This window comes from Planctomycetota bacterium (assembly GCA_035574235.1).
Taxonomy (GTDB): Bacteria; Planctomycetota; MHYJ01; order MHYJ01; family JACPRB01; genus DATLZA01.
Window position 1 is genome coordinate 1 of the sequence record DATLZA010000029.1, and the last position, 18906, is coordinate 18906.

The 18906-nt window shown below is 68.7% G+C and carries 18 protein-coding genes and 1 tRNA gene; 11 read left to right on the forward strand and 8 right to left on the reverse strand.

Annotation, left to right across the window (positions count from 1 at the left end; translation table 11 throughout):
• Positions 1-203: hypothetical protein (locus tag VNO22_02485; protein HXG60219.1), on the reverse strand; the 203-nt coding region annotated here is incomplete at its 3' end.
• Between the two features lie 4 nt (positions 204-207).
• Positions 208-1947: a DUF1549 and DUF1553 domain-containing protein gene (locus VNO22_02490; GenBank protein HXG60220.1), complete on the reverse strand. Its 1740-nt coding sequence runs from the start codon at positions 1945-1947 to the stop codon at positions 208-210.
• A gap of 157 nt (positions 1948-2104) precedes the next feature.
• Here VNO22_02490 and VNO22_02495 point away from each other — a divergent pair, with 157 nt between their 5' ends.
• The gene (locus VNO22_02495; protein HXG60221.1) at positions 2105-3457 is read left to right on the forward strand and encodes a DUF1501 domain-containing protein; all 1353 of its coding nucleotides are present in this window, start codon (positions 2105-2107) and stop codon (positions 3455-3457) included.
• A 100-nt stretch (positions 3458-3557) separates the two neighbouring features.
• Positions 3558-3914: a hypothetical protein gene (locus tag VNO22_02500; GenBank protein ID HXG60222.1), complete on the forward strand. Its 357-nt coding sequence runs from the start codon at positions 3558-3560 to the stop codon at positions 3912-3914.
• A 2-nt stretch (positions 3915-3916) separates the two neighbouring features.
• On the opposite strand, the gene VNO22_02505 is transcribed toward VNO22_02500, so the two are convergent.
• Both VNO22_02505 and VNO22_02510 read right to left on the reverse strand, forming a co-directional pair.
• A complete protein-coding gene (locus VNO22_02505) occupies positions 3917-4300 on the reverse strand; it encodes a VOC family protein (protein HXG60223.1) in 384 nt (127 codons plus the stop codon).
• Between the two features lie 74 nt (positions 4301-4374).
• Positions 4375-4668, reverse strand: a complete 294-nt coding sequence (locus tag VNO22_02510; protein HXG60224.1) for an FHA domain-containing protein — start codon at positions 4666-4668, stop codon at positions 4375-4377.
• A 149-nt stretch (positions 4669-4817) separates the two neighbouring features.
• Between VNO22_02510 and VNO22_02515 the strand changes: the two genes are divergently transcribed.
• Positions 4818-5978 carry a hypothetical protein gene (locus tag VNO22_02515; protein HXG60225.1) on the forward strand — a complete coding sequence of 387 codons (1161 nt, stop codon included), beginning with the start codon at positions 4818-4820 and terminating at the stop codon, positions 5976-5978.
• A 9-nt stretch (positions 5979-5987) separates the two neighbouring features.
• Here the strand turns inward: VNO22_02515 and VNO22_02520 are convergent, their stop codons facing one another.
• Positions 5988-7304 (reverse strand): lipopolysaccharide kinase InaA family protein, encoded by a 1317-nt coding sequence (locus tag VNO22_02520; GenBank protein HXG60226.1) that lies wholly within the window; start codon positions 7302-7304, stop codon positions 5988-5990.
• Between the two features lie 135 nt (positions 7305-7439).
• Between VNO22_02520 and VNO22_02525 the strand changes: the two genes are divergently transcribed.
• The 7 genes from VNO22_02525 to VNO22_02555 are packed head-to-tail and all read left to right on the forward strand — an operon-like array spanning position 7440 to position 13868.
• On the forward strand, positions 7440-8201 hold the full coding sequence (locus VNO22_02525) for a lipopolysaccharide kinase InaA family protein (protein ID HXG60227.1): 762 nt from the start codon (positions 7440-7442) through the stop codon (positions 8199-8201).
• 16 nt (positions 8202-8217) lie between these two features.
• Positions 8218-9186: a lipopolysaccharide heptosyltransferase II gene (gene waaF, locus VNO22_02530; GenBank protein HXG60228.1), complete on the forward strand. Its 969-nt coding sequence runs from the start codon at positions 8218-8220 to the stop codon at positions 9184-9186.
• Positions 9183-10298, forward strand: a complete 1116-nt coding sequence (locus tag VNO22_02535) for a glycosyltransferase family 4 protein (GenBank protein HXG60229.1) — start codon at positions 9183-9185, stop codon at positions 10296-10298. The genes waaF and VNO22_02535 overlap by 4 nt, the downstream gene beginning before the upstream one ends.
• A gap of 27 nt (positions 10299-10325) precedes the next feature.
• A complete protein-coding gene (gene kdsB, locus VNO22_02540) occupies positions 10326-11063 on the forward strand; it encodes a 3-deoxy-manno-octulosonate cytidylyltransferase (protein ID HXG60230.1) in 738 nt (245 codons plus the stop codon).
• Entirely contained in the window at positions 11060-12694 is a 1635-nt protein-coding gene (locus tag VNO22_02545; protein HXG60231.1) for a CTP synthase, read from the forward strand. The genes kdsB and VNO22_02545 overlap by 4 nt, the downstream gene beginning before the upstream one ends.
• Entirely contained in the window at positions 12691-13125 is a 435-nt protein-coding gene (locus tag VNO22_02550) for a DUF1844 domain-containing protein (protein HXG60232.1), read from the forward strand. Before VNO22_02545 ends, VNO22_02550 begins: the two co-directional genes overlap by 4 nt.
• The gene (locus VNO22_02555; GenBank protein ID HXG60233.1) at positions 13122-13868 is read left to right on the forward strand and encodes a carboxypeptidase regulatory-like domain-containing protein; all 747 of its coding nucleotides are present in this window, start codon (positions 13122-13124) and stop codon (positions 13866-13868) included. Before VNO22_02550 ends, VNO22_02555 begins: the two co-directional genes overlap by 4 nt.
• A 1-nt stretch (position 13869) precedes the next feature.
• Here VNO22_02555 and VNO22_02560 read toward each other — a convergent pair whose 3' ends face one another.
• From VNO22_02560 to VNO22_02570, 3 genes are all read right to left on the reverse strand, one after another.
• Complete coding sequence (locus tag VNO22_02560) at positions 13870-14637, reverse strand: urate hydroxylase PuuD (protein ID HXG60234.1); 768 nt, start codon at positions 14635-14637, stop codon at positions 13870-13872.
• 107 nt (positions 14638-14744) lie between these two features.
• The gene (locus VNO22_02565) at positions 14745-17693 is read right to left on the reverse strand and encodes a tetratricopeptide repeat protein (GenBank protein HXG60235.1); all 2949 of its coding nucleotides are present in this window, start codon (positions 17691-17693) and stop codon (positions 14745-14747) included.
• A gap of 49 nt (positions 17694-17742) precedes the next feature.
• Positions 17743-17819, reverse strand: a tRNA-Arg gene (locus VNO22_02570).
• Positions 17820-17926: 107 nt separating this feature from the next.
• Here VNO22_02570 and VNO22_02575 point away from each other — a divergent pair.
• The coding region (locus tag VNO22_02575; protein HXG60236.1) for a site-specific integrase at positions 17927-18906 on the forward strand (980 nt) is incomplete at its 3' end.

Consider the following 18906-nt stretch of genomic DNA (forward strand, 5'->3'; position numbering starts at 1 on the left):
CAAGGGCTGCGCCGGGGACCGATCGCCTCGTGGTAGAGGTGGGCCAGGCGAACCAGACGCCGCATGACCCGGCAATCCAGGTACGAAAGAGCGATCAGGTGCTCCCCGAGGGGGTGGTAACGATGTCCCTGATCAGTCCACCGGCCGCCGGAAAAAAAACGGGCGCCGGGGGCCCGCCCTGCCCCGGCGCCCGGAGATCGCACGCGATCAGTGGTTGAAGAGGAACTCGCTCGTGTTCAGAAGCGTCCACAGCAAGTCCTCGTAGCCGGCGTCGCCGGCGCGCTGCACGTGCCCCTTCCAGCGCGACATCTCCTTCGCCGTCGGAGGACGGCTGAGCGCGGAAAGATAAACGGCCCGGATCTTATCCTCCGGCGTCGCGTGCCGGGCCAGGAACGCGCTGAACCCCGTGCCCCGGCGCAGACTCGCCGCCGTTCCCATGAGAATCGGATGATTCATCATGAGCAGCGCGGAAGGAATCGTTCCGGCGAACTCCGCGACTTCGCCGCCTTCGTCGTCGCCGAAATTGAAGCGGAACTGCGCCACCAGGCCCTGCAGGACGCGGTCCCGCATGAGATCCGCCGCTCCCATCATCCCCGGACCGTCTTTGCCCTTGTCGTCCTTGCGCTCCTTGCGCAGGTCGGCCAGCCGCCGGGCCAGCGCCCCCTCCCCCAGGTGCAACGCCTTGGCCACCGAGCGCAGGATCGGTTCCGGCGCCAGAGCCCGCACCCGGTGCAGCGCCAGATACTTCTCCGCCTGCGGATCCCGGTCCTTGCCCGGCGACCGCGAGGTGAGGTTGTAGGCCTCCGACGCCGTGATCGTCCGGATGAGCCACCGGAGGTCATACCCCTTCGCGATGAACTCCTGCGCCAGGGCGTCCAGAAGCTCCGGATGCGTCGGTTTGTTGCGCCCGTTGAAATCGTCCGGCGGGTGGACGATCCCCGCCCCGAAGAACTGCGCCCAGTAGCGGTTGACCGCCATCCGCGCGAACTGCAGGTTGTCCTTCGCCGTCATGTGGCGCGCGAAGCTCTCGCGGCGCGACAGACCCGGCTCCACGCCCTTGCCCGTCTCGAGGAACGCCGCCTTGATGGGACCGGACTTCGAGTTCGGAATCGTGAGGTCCTTCCCGGCTCCGGAGAGCATCCCTCGGATCTTCTCGCGCCGGTTCCCCTCGAGCTTGCGGTCCTCGAGGTCCTGCACGATGTAGTACCGCTGCTTGTCGTCGATTTTCTCCGCCCGGACGGTCACTCCCGTGAAGAACGAGGCCATCCCGTAGAACTCTTCCTGAGTCCACTTATCGAAGGGATGGTCGTGACACTGGGCGCACTGGATCTGGACGCCCATGAAGACCCGCGTGAGTTTGCCGGCCGTGGCGTGCGGAAACTCGTTGCCGGCCACGCGCCGCAGGCGCACCAGATAACTCGCCAGCCCGACCTCGTCCGGCAGGTCCTTGGCGGCGGAGCCCTCCATCATGGCCGCCGGACGGTCGTAGACGGCTCCATCCACCGTAATGACGCGCCGCGCGAATTCGTCGTACGGAACGTTCTTGGTGAAGATCTCCTCGAGATCCTCCTGTTCCTTGGCGCGCGCCAGCTGCTCGACCCGCTCGTTGTCGAAGCCCACCAGGATCCCGCTCCACACGGTCGCCCAATGCTCCGCATAGCGGCGGTCCCGAAGGAGCGTCTCCACGAGCTTGGCGCGCTTTCCCGGATCCGTGTCGGACAGGAACCGCTCCGCCTCCTCCGCGGAGGGAATCACGCCGACCAGATCGAGATACACCCGGCGCAGGAACTCGGCGTCCCCCGCCCGCGGCGCGGGCTTGATCCCGAGTTCCTCCCACTTGGCGCGCACCCAGTGGTCGATCAGCGCCGGACCCGAAAGCGACTTCTCCTGCGCCCACCCCGCCGGAACGAGCGCCACGGCCAGGAGCGCCAGGAACGCGGTACGCATGCTCGCCTCCCCTCGTATCCTTCTCTACACCCCTCTAACCCGCCCCACCTCCGGACGGTTGCGCATAAAAAACGCGCCGTGCATCGGGCATGCGGATTTCGCGAAACCCCGCGGCTTCCCGCGGGTTAACCTTTCAGATCTGATGGGGGATGCGCCTATGGCGCACGACTGCTCCCGCTGCGAAGGAAGCGTCCGGTTCGGCCTCAGCCGTCGCGAAGTCCTGCGGAACTCGGTGGGAGGGTTCCTCGGCTTCGCCCTGGCCCGGCAGGCCGACCTCTTCGGAGCCCCGCGGCCCGACCTCCTGGTGCCCCAGGAAGGCACCCGCGCGAAGGGCAAGTCCGTCATCGTCCTCTGGATGGCCGGGGGACCCTCCCAGTTCGAAACCTGGGACCCCAAGGAAGGCCGCGAGAACGGCGGCCCCACCAAGGCCATCGAAACCTCCGTCAAAGGGGTCCACTACGCCGAAAACATGCGCGTCTGCGCCGGCCAGGCGCAACACATCGCCGTCGTGCGCTCCGTCACCTCCCGCGAGGGCAGCCATGAACGCGGGCGCTATCTCCTGCATACCGGCTACGTCCCCACCGGAACCGTGGTGCACCCGTCGCTCGGGGCCGTGACCGCGATGGAAATCGGCAACCCCCAGCTCGACCTGCCCAATTACGTCGCGATCGGCGCTCCCGCCGAGGGGGCGGGCTTCCTCCCGCCTCAGTACAACCCCTTCCAGGTGAACCCGCCGGGCGGGGGCGACCGCCGCGCCGCCCGCGCCGGAGCCGCCTCCGGCGCCGGCATTCCCAACATCCAGTACCCCGAGGGCGTGGACGCCCGCCGCTTCCGCGAACGCATGCGCCTGCTCAAGGAACAGGAAGAGGAGTTCGAGAAGGAGCACGCCACCGAAGAGGTCACCCGCCACAAGGTCGCCTACGACAAGGCCGACCGGCTCATGCATACGCCCCTCCTCGAAGCCTTCGACCTGTCCAAGGAGAAGCCCGAGCTCGTCGAAGCCTACGGCAACACCCGGTTCGGCCAGGGGTGCCTCCTGGCCCGCCGGCTCGTCGAGCGCGGCGTCGCGTTCGTCGAGGTCAGCCTCGGCGGCTGGGACACCCACCAGGACAACTTCGCCCGCGTGGGGACCCTCTGCAAGACGCTCGACCCGGCCATGGGAACGCTTATCCGCGACCTCAAGGAGCGAGGACTCCTGGACAACACGCTCGTCCTCTGGATGGGCGAATTCGGCCGCACCCCCCGGATCAACCGCGACAACGGCCGCGACCACTATCCCCGCTGCTGGAGCGTGGCCCTGGCCGGCGCGGGCATCCAGGGCGGCCGCGTCGTCGGCGCCAGCGACAAGGACGGCGTGGAAGTCCAGGACCGGCCCGTCACCATCCCGGACCTCTTCGCCACGATCTACACGGCGATCGGCGTGGACTACAAGAAGAAGCTCGTCTCACCGCTGGGCCGGCCCCTCCAGCTCGCCGACAACGGCGTGCCGGTCAAGGAACTGCTCGGCTGAACCGCGGCGGCGCCGCCGCCGAAAACGCGCGAGGATTCCCTCCCGCGCGGCCGATATACCTATCGACCGCGACCGGGGACGTCCAGGGAGGGACCTTCGCATGGAGAGCCGGCGCCCCCGCGTTCCGGGATCGCCCGAGACCCGGCACGCCTTTCTCACCCAAAGCCTGCCCGCCGCCCTCGCCGAGCTCGAGGCTGCGACGGCGGATCTGCTCGACTCCGGGTGGGAGGAAGCCCGCCGCCGGCGGGCCTGCGATCTGGCGGAGGCGCTCGCCGAGGCGGTCTCGCGCCATGCGCTCAAGGAAGTGGCCGGAGCCCTCCGCGCCGCCGGGTCGCTTCTGCGCCTCTCGGCCGGAGAGGTCCGCGGACTCGAAGAGGCGCTCCGGGAAAAGTTCGCGGAGCTCAACGGGCTCCTGCGCGAAATGGTCGAGGACCTCCGCGAACGGGAAACGGCCTGATCTCAGGGCCCCTCGATTCCCAGACGGTTTCCGTCCGGATCCTCGAAGAAGACCGCCCGCACCCCTTCGCCGCATTCGAACGGCTCGCCCAGCCCCGGGACCTCCCGGAGCTTGAGCCCCCGCAGCGCCGCGTCGAAATTGTCCACGCGAAACGTCAGCGCCGGCTGGTCGGGAGAGGGACCGTGCCGGCGCCCCCCGCGCAGACAGAGCGCCACCCCCCGCGTATCCAGCTCCACCCAGCCGATCCCCCGCTGCCGCACCGGGATCCCCAGCGTTCCCCCGTACCAGCGGGCCGACCGCTCCAGGTCCCGAACCGTGAAAATGACCCGCGCCGGCGCGGTCAGCCCCGGCACGGAACTCTTGGCCGACGGATCCTTCCTGGCCATCGCTTTCTCCTTCGTCCCGGACGTCTGGAGGGACGCGTCCTGCGAAGCCCCCGCGACCCCGGGAGTTCCGGCCCCTACTCTTTTTTGACTCCGTAGACGAGGTTCCAGTTACCGATCACGATCACGTCGCCGCCCGAAAGCCTCCAGAGCGACACCGCCGCCCCGTTGACGTACGTGCCGTTCGTGCTGCCGAGATCTTCCACAACGTGTCCCTCGCCGACCCGCCGGACCCGGCAATGATGCCGGGACGCTCCCGGATCGTCCAGAACGACATCGCAGTCCGGATCGCGGCCGATGACGGTGACGGGTTTGGACAGCTCGACCACCCGTGCCGCCGCGCCGGGAGCCGAACACCGGAGGAACGGCATGCCCAAGGCATTACCAGAGCCCGGCCGCGACGGTCAAGCGGAATCGCGGCGGTCCCGCAGGGATTTCCTTGACCGCCGCCGTCTCGGATATATAGTTCGGATCGCGGGCCTTCGGACCCTCCGAACGCCCTTTGAGGGAGAAACCCCCGATGAAGAAGGCGCTCCTGGCGGCCGTCCTCCTGGCCTCCTCCGCCGCCGCGGCCGAAGCCCAGGTGAAGAACCGCTGGCGGCTCACCTGGTCCAACGAGAAGCCCCAGCTCTACACGTACCGCAGCCCGGACGACCGCTACGAGAACTTCTGGTACGTCGTCTACACGATCGAGAACAGCCCCGAGATCAATAACGAAGAAATCGTCCCCCTTCTCTTCGACGTCATGCTCTACACCGAAAGCGGAAAGGACCTCCAGCACGACTTCCACAAGGCCGACCCCGCCCCCCTGAAGGAAGTCCTCGAGAATCCCCGCCGCGCGGAGTCTCTTAAGTTCGGGCGCTTCTACGCCAACGTGATCGACCCCGAGGTCGAGTACAAGATCATCGAGAAACACGCCCGGATCGGCAACCGCTCCCCCGGCATCGTGCGCGAGTCCATCGAGGCCTTCAAGAAGGGCTTCACGGAGGATCCTCCCCCCGAACTCGCCGGCCGCTGGAAGAAAGGGGACCGCCTCTATCTCAACCCCCGCGAAATCCGCCAGATGCGCTACCTCCTGCCCGGGCAGAAGATCCTGGGCCTGGCCATTTTCCGCAATGTCGATCCCCGCGCCACCGTCTACGAGCTTCACGTCTCGGGCCTCTGGGACATCGTCAAGGTGACCGCCGTCACCGAGGAGGAAACCCGGCTCGAATACGAACCCATCACCCTCAAGGTCCGCTACTTCCGCCACGGCGACCCGTTCGAGATCGAAAAGGACTTCATCCTCCGCCAGCCGAAGGCCCCCGAATACGTCGTCAAGAAGATCGGCCCGGTGGCGTCCAAAGAGACGATCGACAAGCTTGTCCTGACGCTCGCCGACACCCTCAAACGCGAACGGGAGTGGAAGGACGAAAACCTCGCCGCCGACGAAATCGAGAAGCGCCGCAAGGCGCACGGCATCGATGCCCTGGACTGCCGCATCATGGCCATGGTCTTCCGCGTGGCCACGGACAAGGACTTCGGCTACGATCCGTCCAAGGACGTTCTCGAGAACGAGCGGGCGATCTGGCGTATCCACGAGTGGTGGATTACAAACCGCACCCGGCTTCTCTTCAACGAGGTGACCAACCGGTTCGAGGTGCGCGAGGACGTCCTGCCCGGCACGGTCCAGGAGAAATAGCCGTCCCGCTCACGGCCATACGTGCCGCCGGCGGCGCGTCCGCTCCATGATTTCGCGGACCCAGCCCTTCCATTCCCTCCGCACTTCGGGATCCCACCCCGCGTACGCGAAGAAGAATCGCAGCCTTTCCGTCCGGGTGACGCGCGGCCCTACCGCGGCGTTGAGCTGCGCCAGATTCCAGATCCGTTCCGCGCGCGCCAGAGCCGGCCGGAAGCTCACCCGGTCCAGGTCCACGACGTACAGCTCGTCGCCCCGGACGAGAATGTTGTTGGCCTTGAGGTCGCGGTGGTACACCCCGTGCGCGTGCATCGTGCGCACCAGCGCCGCGAGCTTCCCGAGAAGCGCCCGCCCCGGGGCGCGCGCCCGCACGGAGTCCCCCAGCGGTTCCGCCCCCGCGACCCACCGGCCCACGACCCGGTTTCCGGCGCAGGCATGGAGCCGCGGCGTGGGAATCCCGCGCAGTTCGAGCCCGAACGCATGGTCCCACATCGCCGGCGAGCCTTCCTTCACGAAGGTCTCGGCATCGATTCTCCACAGCCGCCGCCCGGGCGCCTCCTTGACCACCTCGACCGGCGGCGCCGCGAGCGCCCGGCGCGCCTCGTCCGCCGTATACGGACGCCGGAGGATCATGCCGTCCACCGCTTCGAAATCGGACCCCGTCCGGCGCGTGCGCGACTGCCGGTCCCGCCAGTACCGCTCCCGCGCCTTCCGGAACGCGCGGTCCACTTCCCGGAGATCCGCCCCGCAGGCGCGCACGAACCGCGCGACGTCCGTGCGCCCGACGAACGCGACGAACGAAAGCACGAGAAATCCCAGGGACGCCGCCCGCTCCGCCGGCGTCAGTCGATCGAGCGCGACCGCGCGGTGGACGTCCACCAGCCACAGCCGCCCCTGCGCCCGCAGGATGTTGCCCACGTGAAGATCGTCGTGGCGGATCCCCGCGTCGAGGAGGCGTCGCGCGAAGGCGGCGAGTTCCTCGAGCGCCCGGCGGGTCCACGGCCCCTCCCGCAGCGGCCGCGCGTCCGGGATCTCCCGGGTGAAAAGCACGCTCTCCCCGCCGCGGCGCGCCCAGGCCACCGGCTCCGGCGCGTCCACCCCGCGCTCCCGCAGGAGGCGAAGCATCCGGAATTCATGAAGCGCCCGATCGGCCAGCAGGCTCCGCACCCTCCCCCAGAGACCGCCCGCCTTGAAGCGCTTGATGAAAAGCCCCTTCCACCGGTGAACCGACCGGACGCGGTTGTCCTTGACCGCCTCGCCGCGGCCGGGCGAGGCGAGCCACTCCTGAACGTCCCCTTCCCGCTCGGGAGCCGCGACGATGAGCCTCATGGCCGGAGAATTGTAGGGGAATCCCCCGGCGGCGCAAAGTGTTCACTTTCCCGCGCGGTTCCCTTAAGATGACCCGGCCTGGTCCGAATCGCCGACATCGCTGGATTCGAAACCGTCCGGCGCGGCCCTCACACGGTGCTGATCCGGCCCGAATGGAAGGACGCGCTGCTGGGAGACCTTCTGGACGACTTCCGCGGGGTGGCTCCGGCCGAGCGCAAGCTCTATCCCCACGGGCGGGCGGAACATTTCTCCTACCGCCCCGCGGGAGCGCCCGCGCGCGTCTTCGTCCGCCGCGCCCGTCGCGGAGGGCTGGCGGGAGCCCTCCTCGGCGGCCTCTACACGGGCGTCCGCCGGCCCGGTCGCGAGCTCGAAGCCGCCGCGGCGGCGCTGCGGGCGGGGGTGAGCGTTCCCGAAGTCGTCGCCGTCCGCGCCACCCGCGTGGCGGGCCTCTTCTGGCGCTTCACCGTCGTCACGCGCGAAATCGAGGGCGCCTCGAACCTCCTGGCGCTGGCCGGCGCGCTTCCGCCCGGCCGCAAGCGCGACCTCATCCACCGCGTGGCCGACGAGATGCGCCGCCTCCACGAAGCGGGCGTCTATCACGCCGATCTCACCCTGAAAAACATCCTTCTTTCGGGCCCCGACGTCTACATCATCGATCTCGACAAAGCCGTGCTGGCGGGAAGCCGCGCGGAAACGCTCGACGTCATGAATCTGTCGCGGCTCAACCGGTCCGTCGAGAAACTCCTGGGGGGGCGCGGCGTCGTGACGCGCGCCGACAAGCTCCGGTTCCTCAGGCGCTACCTGGGGGGCCGAGGGCGCGTGAAGGAGCTGGCGCGCCTCTGCGGAAGCGGACTCTGGCTCCACCGCCTGTGGTGGTCTCTGACCGGCCAGGCCTGAACGCCGCCCGCGCGCGATGAACATCCTCGTCAAGGGCAACAACTGGCTCGGCGACGCGGTCCTGAGCCTCCCGATGCTTCGATCGCTCAAGACCATGTTTCCGAACGGCCGGGTCGCGGTGCTCACCAAGCCGTCGCTGGCGGATCTCTACCGCGGCGCGCCGTATGTGGACGAGACGCTGCCGGAGCGGCGCGGAAGCCCGGGGGCCTGGTGGTGCACGATTCGCGAAATCCGGCGGCGCGGATTCGACGCGGCCCTCGTCCTGCCGCGCTCGTTTCGGGCGGCGTTTCTGGTCTGGATGGCGGGGATCCCGCGCCGGATCGGCTACGGAGCGGGCCGCGGCGCGCTTCTGACGGATCGGGTGCGTCCGCTCGAGGGACGCCTTCACCGCGCGCATCGGTATCACCATCTGCTTTCGGCCCTGGGCGCGCCCCCGCCGATCCAGCCCCCGCGCCTGGAGCTCCTCCCGGAGGCGGTCCGGTGGGCGGAAGAGGAGCTGCCCGGCGGCCCGTGGGTGGGACTCCACCCCGGCGCCACCTACGGCGCGGCCAAGCAGTGGCTTCCGGAGCGCTTCGCCGAGTTGGGGCGGCGCCTGGGGACTTCGGCCCGGGTGGCGGTGGTCGGCGGCCCCGGGGAGGAAGAGCTCGGATCCCGCGTCGCGCGCGAGGCCGGCGCCGCCCGCTGCCTGGCCGGCCGGACGACCCTTCCCCAGCTCGCGGCCGCCCTCGCCCGCTGCCGCCTTTTCGTCACCAACGACACCGGCCCCATGCACGTGGCGGACGCGCTGGGGGTTCCGATCGTGGCCGTCTTCGGCCCCACGGACTGGATCGAAACGCCCCCCTTCGGCCCCCGGCATCGCCTGGTCCGCCGCCCGGTCCCGTGCAGCCCCTGTCTCGCGCGCACGTGCCCCCTGGGGCACCACGAGTGCATGAGGTCCGTGACGGTGGACGAGGTCGAGCGGGCCTGCCGGGAGTTCCTGACGTGAAGGTGGCGCTCGTCATCCGGAAGTTCTCTCCCGCCGGGGGCGCGGAGCGGGCGTGCGCCCTCCTGGCGCGCGGCCTGCGGGATCGGGGCCACGACGTCCACGTCTTCGCCCAGGAGATCGCCCCCGCGGAGGGCATCGTGTCTCACCGCGTCCCTCCGGACGGGTTCTTCCGGCACCAGTCCTTCGCGGAGCGCGTTCGCGCGCTCCTGGCGCGGGAGCGCTTCGATGTCGTCCAGAGCTTCACGCGGACGGCCTGCCAGGACGTCCTGCGCCTGGGCGGCGGGATCCACCGCGAATACCTGGCGCGCACGGACCCGGCCTACTCGCCGCTGGGACGCCTATGGAGAAGGCTGCGGCCCAAGGAGCGCTTCGAGCTGACGCTGGAACGGGAAAGCCTGGCGCCCGGCGCTTCCCTGCGGATCGTGGCCGTCTCCCACCGGGTGAAGGAAGAGGCGATCCGCCATTACGGCGTGCCCGCGGAGAAGATCACGGTGATCCACAACGCGGTCGACGGCGAGGAGTTCCGCCCCGACCCGGCCGCCCGCGCCCGCCTGCGCGCGGAGCTGGGCCTGCGGGAAGACGACTACGTGCTTCTTTTCTGCGGAACGGGGTTCCGGCGCAAGGGGCTGGACTTCGCGCTGGCGGCGGTGGACCGGACGCCCTCGGCCAAGCTCCTCGTGGCGGGCGAGGGGCGCCCGCGGCCGCACCCGCGGGCGCGCTTCCTGGGCCGCCGCTCGGACGCCGCCGCGCTCTACGCCGCCTCCGACGTTCTGATCCTGCCCACGCTCTACGACCCCTTCCCCAACGCGTGCCTGGAGGCGATGGCTTCCGGACTCCCGGTCATCGTCAGCCGCGTGGCGGGCGTCTCGGAAATCATCGACGGCGACTCCATCGTGGTGGAGGATCCCACGGACGTCGAAGCGCTGGCCGGGGCGGTGCGGCGGCTGGAGGATCCGGCCGCCCGGCGCGCGATGGGCGAGGCGGCGCGGCGGAAGGCGCTCCTTCATCCGCCGTCGCGCGTGGTGGAGGAGACCCTCCGCCTGTACGAGGAAGTCCTCGCGATCAAGTCCGGCGTCGCGCGGCGGGTTGACAAGGCTGAAGGACGCCACTAAGATGGGGAAAACCGGGAGACACGAATCATGGCTCGGGGTCCGGGCGTCGTAGTGGCCGTCATTCCGGCCCGATACGCCAGCACCCGTCTCCCCGGAAAACCCCTCCTCGCCGAAACCGGCAAGCCTCTCATTCAGCACGTCGTCGAGCAGGTCCGCCGATGTTCCCGGATCGATCGGATCCTCGTGGCGACGGACGACGAACGGATCGCCCGGGCGGTGCGGGGATTCGGAGGCGAGGCGGTGATGACGTCGCCCCATCATCCGACGGGGACCGACCGCATCGCGGAGGCGGTCCGCGACGTGGAGTGCGGGAAGGTCATCAACGTCCAGGGGGACGAGCCCGAGGTGGACCCCGAGCACCTGGAGACGCTGATCGACCTTCTGGACGGGGCGGAGATGGCGACCCTGGCGGCGCCGTTCGAGGACCCTCAGGACGCCCTCCTTTCGAGCCGGGTCAAGGTGGTGATCGACCGGCACCACTACGCGCTCTACTTCTCGCGATCCCGCATCCCGTACGCCAACGGTCAGGCGTCGCCGGCGCTCCTTCACCTGGGCCTGTACGGCTATTCCAAGGCGTTCCTCCTGAGGTACGTGACGCTCGACCGCACGCCTCTGGAGCAGGCCGAACGGCTGGAGCAGCTCCGGGCGCTCGAGCACGGGTACAAGATCCGGGTGGGGGTCGTGCGCAAGGCGTCGCGGGGCGGGATCGACACGCCGGAGGACTATGCCGCCTTCGTGCGCCGGATGAGAGAGAGGGTTTCATGACCAAGCACATCTTCGTGACCGGCGGCGTGGTTTCCTCCCTGGGCAAGGGACTTACGAGCGCTTCGATCGGGCTGCTTCTGGAGTCCATGGGCCTGCGGGTGGCCATGCAGAAGTTCGATCCGTACATCAACGTGGATCCGGGGACGATGAATCCCCACCAGCACGGCGAGGTGTACGTCACGGAGGACGGCCTGGAGGCGGACCTGGATCTGGGCCATTACGAGCGTTTCACGAATTCGGTCGTCAACGTTCACTCGAACTACACGACGGGAAAGATCTACAGTTCCGTCATCGCCAAGGAGCGCCGCGGGGAATATCTGGGGCAGACGGTGCAGGTCATCCCGCACATCACGAACGAAATCAAGGAGGCCTGCCGCCGGATCGAAGGGCCGGGGATCGACGTCGCGGTGACCGAGATCGGCGGCACGGTGGGAGACATCGAAAGCCTTCCGTTCCTCGAGGCCATCCGCCAGTACCAGATGGACGCGGGGCGGGAGAACGTGATGTACATCCACCTCACGCTCATTCCGTTCCTGCACGCCAGCCAGGAGATCAAGACCAAGCCCACGCAGCAGTCCGTGGGCAAGCTCCGGGAAATCGGGATCATCCCCGACCTTCTCATCTGCCGCACGGAAGTGCCGCTGTCGGACGAAGTGCGGGGAAAGATCGCCCTCTTCTGCAGCGTTCCCCGCGAGGCGGTGATCGAGGAGAAGGACGTGGACTTCTCGATCTACCAGATTCCGCTCATGCTCTACGAGCAGAAGGTCGACGAGCTGATCGTGCGCCGCCTGGGGCTGGCCAGCCGCAAGCCGGATCTGACGCGCTGGAAGGAGATCGTGGAAACGCTCCGCCAGCCGGAGCGCGAGGTGACGATCGCGGTCGTGGGCAAGTACCTCGATCTCCATGACGCGTACAAATCGATCTGGGAGTCGCTCACGCACGCGGGGATCGCCAACCGCTGCCGGGTGCGGATCAAGAAGGTGTCCGCCGAGGAGGTGGAGCGTTCCGGCATGGCGCGGCACATGGAAGGGGTCTCGGGGATCCTCGTTCCGGGCGGTTTCGGCCACCGGGGGATCGAAGGAAAGATTGCGGCCGCCCGGTACGCGCGCGAGACGGGGATTCCCTACTACGGCCTGTGCCTCGGAATGCAGGTGGCCTGCATCGAGTTCGCGCGGAACGTGGCGGGCCTTTCGGGGGCCAACTCCACGGAATTCGACGAGAAGACGCCGCACCCGGTGATCCATCTCATGGAGCGCCAGCGGGCCGTCTCCGACAAGGGCGGCACCATGCGGCTGGGAAGCTATCCCTGCCGGATCGAGCCGGACACGATCGCGGCGGCCTGCTACCAGAAGGAGCTCATCTACGAGCGCCACCGCCACCGCTACGAGTTCAACAACGCCTACCGCGATCTCTTCCGGGAAAAGGGAATGCGGTTTTCCGGAATCTGGCCTGACGGGAATCTTGTGGAGATGATCGAGCTGGAGGGGCATCCCTGGTTCGTGGGCGTGCAGTTCCATCCGGAGTTCAAGTCCAAGCCCACGGCGCCCCATCCGCTTTTCCGGGGTTTCATCCGGGCGGCGCTGGACTATGCGCGGCCCCGGACCCAGCCCCAGGCGACGGTGAAGGTATGACGGAAGGCAAGAGAGTCGACGAGGACTGGAAGAAGCGCGCGCAGCTCGAGAAGGAGCAGGACGCGCTGAAGGTCGGCGACCGTCCTCCGGCGGCCGCGGCGGCGGGAGCGGCGCCCGCGGCGCCGGGACGCCCGGCGGCCCGGCCGAGCCCGCACTTCGCGGGGCTCGTGGAGTCGCTGGCCTCCCAGGCGCTCATGTTCATGGGAGCCGTGCGGGACCCGCTCACCGGGCAGGCGCATCAGGATCTCCACCAGGCGCAGGCCATGATCGACATGCTCCAGATGCTGGAGGAGAAGACCCGCGGGAACCTGGCCCGGGAGGAAGAAGAGATGCTCCGGCAGGTGCTCGACGAGGTGCGGATGCACTTCGTGCGGCTCTCCAGCCCGCCTCAGCCCCGCGGCCCCATGATGGGCAACCGGCCCCGGGCATGAGAAGACTGCTGGGGCTCTGGGCGGCGCTTTCGGCGCTGGCGTCCTGCGGAGGCGGATCGGCGGAGGCCGACCCGCCGATGCCCCCGCCCCCGAATTTTCCCGCTGGAATCACGGGCGCGATCCGCGGCCGCGTCCGGTTCGAGGGTCCCGTGCCGCCCCCGGGACGCGTGCCCATGGCCACAAATCCCGAGTGCGCGGCGCTCCACGACGGACCGGTGCTGGACGAGGCGATCGCGGTTCGGGACGGGCGCCTGAAGAACGTCTTCGTCCACGTCAAACAGGGGCTGGAAAAGTACGCCTTCCCCTGGCCCACCGAGCCGGTGGTCGTTTCCAACGCGCGGTGTCTCTACGTTCCGCGCGTCGCCGGCGCCCAGGTCCATCAGCCCGTCCGGTTCGTCAACGAGGATCCGGCGGCGCATAACATCCACGGCTTCGCGGCGCAGGGTCGCTTCAACTTCACGCTTTCCATGAAAGGGCTGGGGCAGACGCTGAAGTTCCGGCGTCCGGAGGTGATGATTCCGCTGAAATGCGATCTTCACCCCTGGATGATCGGCTACCTCGGCGTGGTTCCCCACCCGTTCCACCGGGTCACCGGCGAGGACGGCGCGTTCGAGCTTTCGGGCCTCCCCGAGGGCGAGTACGCCGTCGAGGCCTGGCACGAGAAGTGCGGGACGCAGACCCGGGGCGTACGGGTGACCCCCGGCGCGACCGCCGAAGTCGAGTTCGTCTTCCGGGCGCCCTAGGCTACTTGCCGGCCGTGGGGGTCCCCGGCGGAGGAGCCGGCGCGGCGGGCGCGGGCGTCCCCTGAGTGAACTCGGTGCCCACCTTCCCCGCCGCCTTGTTGACCACGTGGTACGAGATCGCGAATCCCACGGCGAAGACGACGACGAGCCAGGCGAGCGCCTCGCCCCAGCTCTTGGCCACCGGAAAGTGGGAACGACCGCCCATGCCGAAGAGCATGGGCACGCTGAGGTACGTGTTGATGCGGGAGAACTTTCCGGCCACGGCCACGAGCTGGTCGAAGTCGGAAGGTTTCGGGACCTGACCGGCGACGGCGGCGATGATGACCTTCTGGCGGGGCCAGATCACGAACCACACGTTGAACCACATGATCGTGCCCAGAAGGCCGCCGAAAAGGATCCAGATGTTGGACGGACCCGCCCCGCCCGGCTCGAAACTCAACCACCCGCCGAAGGGCGTCAGGCCCGCGGTGCCCCGGAGGATGAGTTCCTGATAAAAAATGTAGGCCAGCCCCGTCAGGAAGGTCAACATCGCGCCCCACCGGAACCACCAGATGGCGCGACCGCGGAAGTTGGGGACGACGACTTTCTTCTGATCGGCCGTCAGGGGCTTTTCGGCGTGAGCCTGCACGAAATTGAAGTAGTACAGATGCCCGATCCAGGCGATCCCGAAGAAGAAGTGCGCCCAGCGCAGAATCTGGAGAACGATCTGGTGGGCCATCTGGCCCCCCTGGCCCTCGAGACCCGGCACCGCGAGAGAATGGAAATCCATAGTCGGCCGTCCCTCCCTTAGGTGCGAACGTGAACGGGGCGAAGTCCCCGCGGACCTATTTCACCCCTTTTGGCGGAAAAGTCAAGGTTCGAGAACGGGAAACCCGGTTATTTCAGACGTTCCAGTTCGCTTCGAGCGCCTTGGTATTCGACGAAATCCTGGAGCCCCGTGGCGAGCACCCGCTCGAAATAGGCCTTCGCCGTCGGCACGTCCCCCGAAAGAAGCCTCAGGATGCCGGCATAGAAGAACGCTTCGCACTCCCGTTCGCGCCGGACCGGGTCCTCCGGCGACCGGGCCGCCCGGAAAAGTTCCGCCTCGGAGAGATCGCCGATCACAAAAAGAGCGAGCCGGGCGAACCAATCGTCGGCGTTTCGGGATCGGACATGGTCCCGCAGTTCGCCGGCGGCCTCCTCCCGCTCGCCCAGCCGGTATCTCAGGAGAGCGATCCACAGTCTCGGGTAATCCCGTTCATCAGGGCCGGCTCCGGCTCCGGCGGACGCGCAGGACGTCCGAAACGAATCCAGCGCCTCCGACCATCGCGCCCGCCAGGCCAGGATATATCCGCGGAACCGGAAGACCAGGGCGGAGCGGCTTCCTTCCCGCGCGGCGCGGGAGAGATGCTCCTCGGCGCGCTCGAAGTCCCGGCGCCGGAAATAGAGGGCTCCGAGATCCTCCCAGGCGGGCGTGAACTTCGGGTCGAGCTCGACGGCCCGCAGGAGGTCTCGTTCCCCCTCCTCTTCCCGTCCCAGGGTCCGAAGAACCCTTGATCGGTTGCAGAGAACGGTCGCGTCCGGATCGAGCTCGACGGCCCGGGTGTAATCCCGCAGCGCCTCGGGAAACTTCTTTCGGAAGTAGTGAAAAAGAAAACCGCGCCGGCTCCAGGTCCTGGCGTCCTCCGGATCGAGCGCCAGAGCGCGGTCGTAGTCGCGCTCGGCTTCGTCCAGACGGCCCAGATGCTGCAGGGCCCACCCGCGGCCCGAATAAGCGACCGCAAGGTTCGGATCGAGCTCCAATGCCCGGGCGAAGTCCGCGAGGCTCTCGGCGGCCCGCCCGAGGTCGATCAGAACGGCGCCCCGCTGGAGGAGGGCCGTCGCATCGGGCGAATGGGCGGCCAGCGCGGCTTCGAACGCCCGAACGGCCTCTTCCAGTTTTCCCTGATCGCGCAGCAGGAGGCCCCGGATGAGATGCGCTTCCGCGTCGCACTCGAGGAGCCGAAGCGCGCGTTCGCAGTCTTCCTGGGCCTCCCGATACTTGCGCTGGTATCGACGCGCCCGGGCGCGCAGGAGATAGGCCCGGGCATCCCACCCCGTCCGGTCGAGATACGCATCGAGCGCCCGCTCGGCGCCGGCGAAATCCCCTCCGGCGAACGCCGTCAGCCCTTCGAGGTAGGCCGCCGCATGTCCGGGAACCCCGGCGCGGCGGGCCGCCTCGAGATCCCTCAGCCCGGCCTGCCGGCGGGCGGCCTGGTCCGGGGTTTCCGGACGCATCTCGCGAATCCGCAGTCCGGCCCCGAAGTACGCGTAGAGGACTTCCGGCTCGCCGCGCCCGGCGCGATACTCCTCGAGCGCCTGTCGTCCCCGTTCCATGAGGGCCTCGGCGTGGTCGGGGTCGGCCGCCAGGGCCCGCTCCCAGCACTCGCGGGCGTCGCCGCCGAGAATCCGGCGGCACCGCCCCAGCCAGACCCAGGCGGCCGGGCGCCGCGGGTCGATCGCCAGGGCGGCCTCGAGGGCCCGAACGGCCTCGCGGCCGATCTCGTCGCGCCGCGGCGAGCCGGTGGCGACGGCCGACGTCAGTTCGTTGACCCGCGCGATGGCCTTCTCGAAGGCCGCGTGAAATCGGCGCGCGCGCAGAAGCGAAGGAACCGTCAGGACGCCCAGCCCGAACGCGAGCGCCAGAGCGGCGGCGGCGACCACGACCGCCTTGCGCTTGGCCAGCCTCTTGCGGACCCGGTAAACCACGCTGGCGCGTCGCGCCAGAATCGGTTCTCCCGTCAGCCACCGTTCGAGGTCTTCGGCCAGTTCGGCGGCGGTCGCGTACCGGCGCGCCGGATCCTTCTCCATGGCCTTGGCGCAGATGACGCCGAGTTCGCCCTCGAGGGGCGGCGGCTCCTCCTCCGCCGCCTTTCGCAGAAGCTCGAGGACGTTATCCGACTCGAAGGGCGGCCGCCCGCGGAGAAGCTCGTAGAGCGTGGCGCCGAGGGAGTAGACGTCGGCCCGCCCGTCGACCTTTTCCCCGCGCGCCTGCTCGGGCGCCATGTAGGCCGGGGTGCCCACCACCACGCCGGACGCGGACAGTTGCGAGGCGCCTTCCGTCGCTCGGGCCAGGCCGAAATCCATGACGTACACGTGAGGATCGGCGCCGGGACGCTCGACCGCCATGAGGTTATCGGGCTTGAGATCCCGATGGATGATGCCCTGCCCGTGCGCGTAATGCACGGCGCGGGCGGCGTCCCGCAGAAGCCGAGCCGCGCGCTTCGGGTCCAGCCCGGACACGTCGCGCAGGGTGACGCCGTCCACGAACTGCATGGCGATGTAATGCCGGTCGCGGTCCTGTCCCACGTCGTAGACGGCCGCGATGTGCGGATGGGAGAGCTTCCCGGCCAGCTGGGCTTCCCGGACGAATCTCTGGACTTCCTCGTCGTTACCTCCTTTGAGGAACTTGAGCGCGACCCAGCGCGCCAGTTCGAGGTCCCACGCCTTCCAGACCTCGCCCATGCCGCCCGCTCCCAGCTTGCGAACCCGCACGTATTTCCCGAAGCGCTGTCCCGGATCGGCCCCCGCGACCTCGGCCGGAAGCGCGTCGGCCGCCCTCTCGCGCGGCAGCGCGCGGGGGGTTTCGATCCGGACGGTCGGCTCGTATTGCGCGGGCGCGAGATAGCCGCGGCGGACGAGCATTTCCCCGAGCTTCGGAAGCGGCGCGATCCCCTCCTCGGCCAACCGGCGCAGCTCCGCGAGGCATTCCTCGACGTGCTCCCGGGTCAGCAAACCTTGCTCCACGAGGAGCCGCGCCAGGGCCAGTTCGGATTCGGTGATCGGGACCCGGCCGTCCTGCGCCATCCCGGCCAAGTATATCGCGAACCGTCCCGCAAGGACGGTCCTGGACGTGTGGTACCCCGGCCGCGATTCGAACGCGGGACCTGCGGTTTAGGAAACCGCCGCTCTATCCAGCTGAGCTACCGGGGCGTGCGTTTTAACGCAGATTATCTTTTTCTGTACTAATTTGTCCTAAATCAGGTATCATCCCGACCCAAGGATTGGAGATCTCGGCCATGCCGGAACAAGGCAACGTCATGCGGATCAGGATACGGCGCGGCCTCCATGTGGTCAAGCGGGGGGCCGTCTGGTACGTCGAGGAATGCCGGAACGGGCACCAAACCCGTCGCTCCCTGGGAACGACCGATCAGGCCGAAGCCGTCCGGCGCGCGGCCGCCGGGGACCTCCCCGCCCCCCCGGCGCCCGGGGCACCCCGGCGAGCGCCCCATTCCCCTCCTCTCGAGGAAGCGCTTGCCGAGTACGAGGGATGGTACGCGCGCAACCGCCGGCCTTCGGGCGCCCGGCGGGTCTTCCCGACCCTCCACGCCTTCGTCCGCGCCGTGGGAGCGGAGAAGGACCTCCGAGAGGTAACGAGGGACCATGTACAGGCCTTCGTCTCAGCCCGCGCGGCCGACGTCTCGGCCATCACGACGGCCAACGACTTCGCCCGCGTCCGGGCGTTCCTGCGCTGGGCGGCGGCGCGGTACGACATCCCCTCCCTCTGGAACGCCTGCCGCGGAATCGAGCGTCCACGCTGCGACCAGCCCACGAAGGAAGCTCCCCCCGCCGAGAAGGTACGCGCGGTGCTGCGCCGCCTGGCGGAGTCGGGCCACCCCTGGATCGCCGATTACTGCCGGGTCCTGGCGGAAACCGGGCTCCGGCCGGCGGAGCTCCTCGGAGTCCGCGGCGTTGACCTGAAGGGCGACCTCCTGGCGGTCGTGCCCTGGGAAGAACGGGAGCTCAAATCCAAATGGTCCCGCCGGACGATCAAGCTCAATCCCGCCGCCGCCTCCATTCTCCGGGAGCGCGTTTCCCGGATGGCCGACAAGACCCGACCGATCTTCATGAATCCCGAAGGGCAGGTCTACCGTGTCGCCAGCGTCTACCACCTCTTTCGGGACGTCCTGGCGGGAGGCAAGAGAGCGCACGTTCCCCGGGAGCTCAGGATGAGCCTGTATGACTTCCGCCACTTCTTTTGCTCCGAGCACGCCGCGCCCGGCCCCCTGCACATGGACCT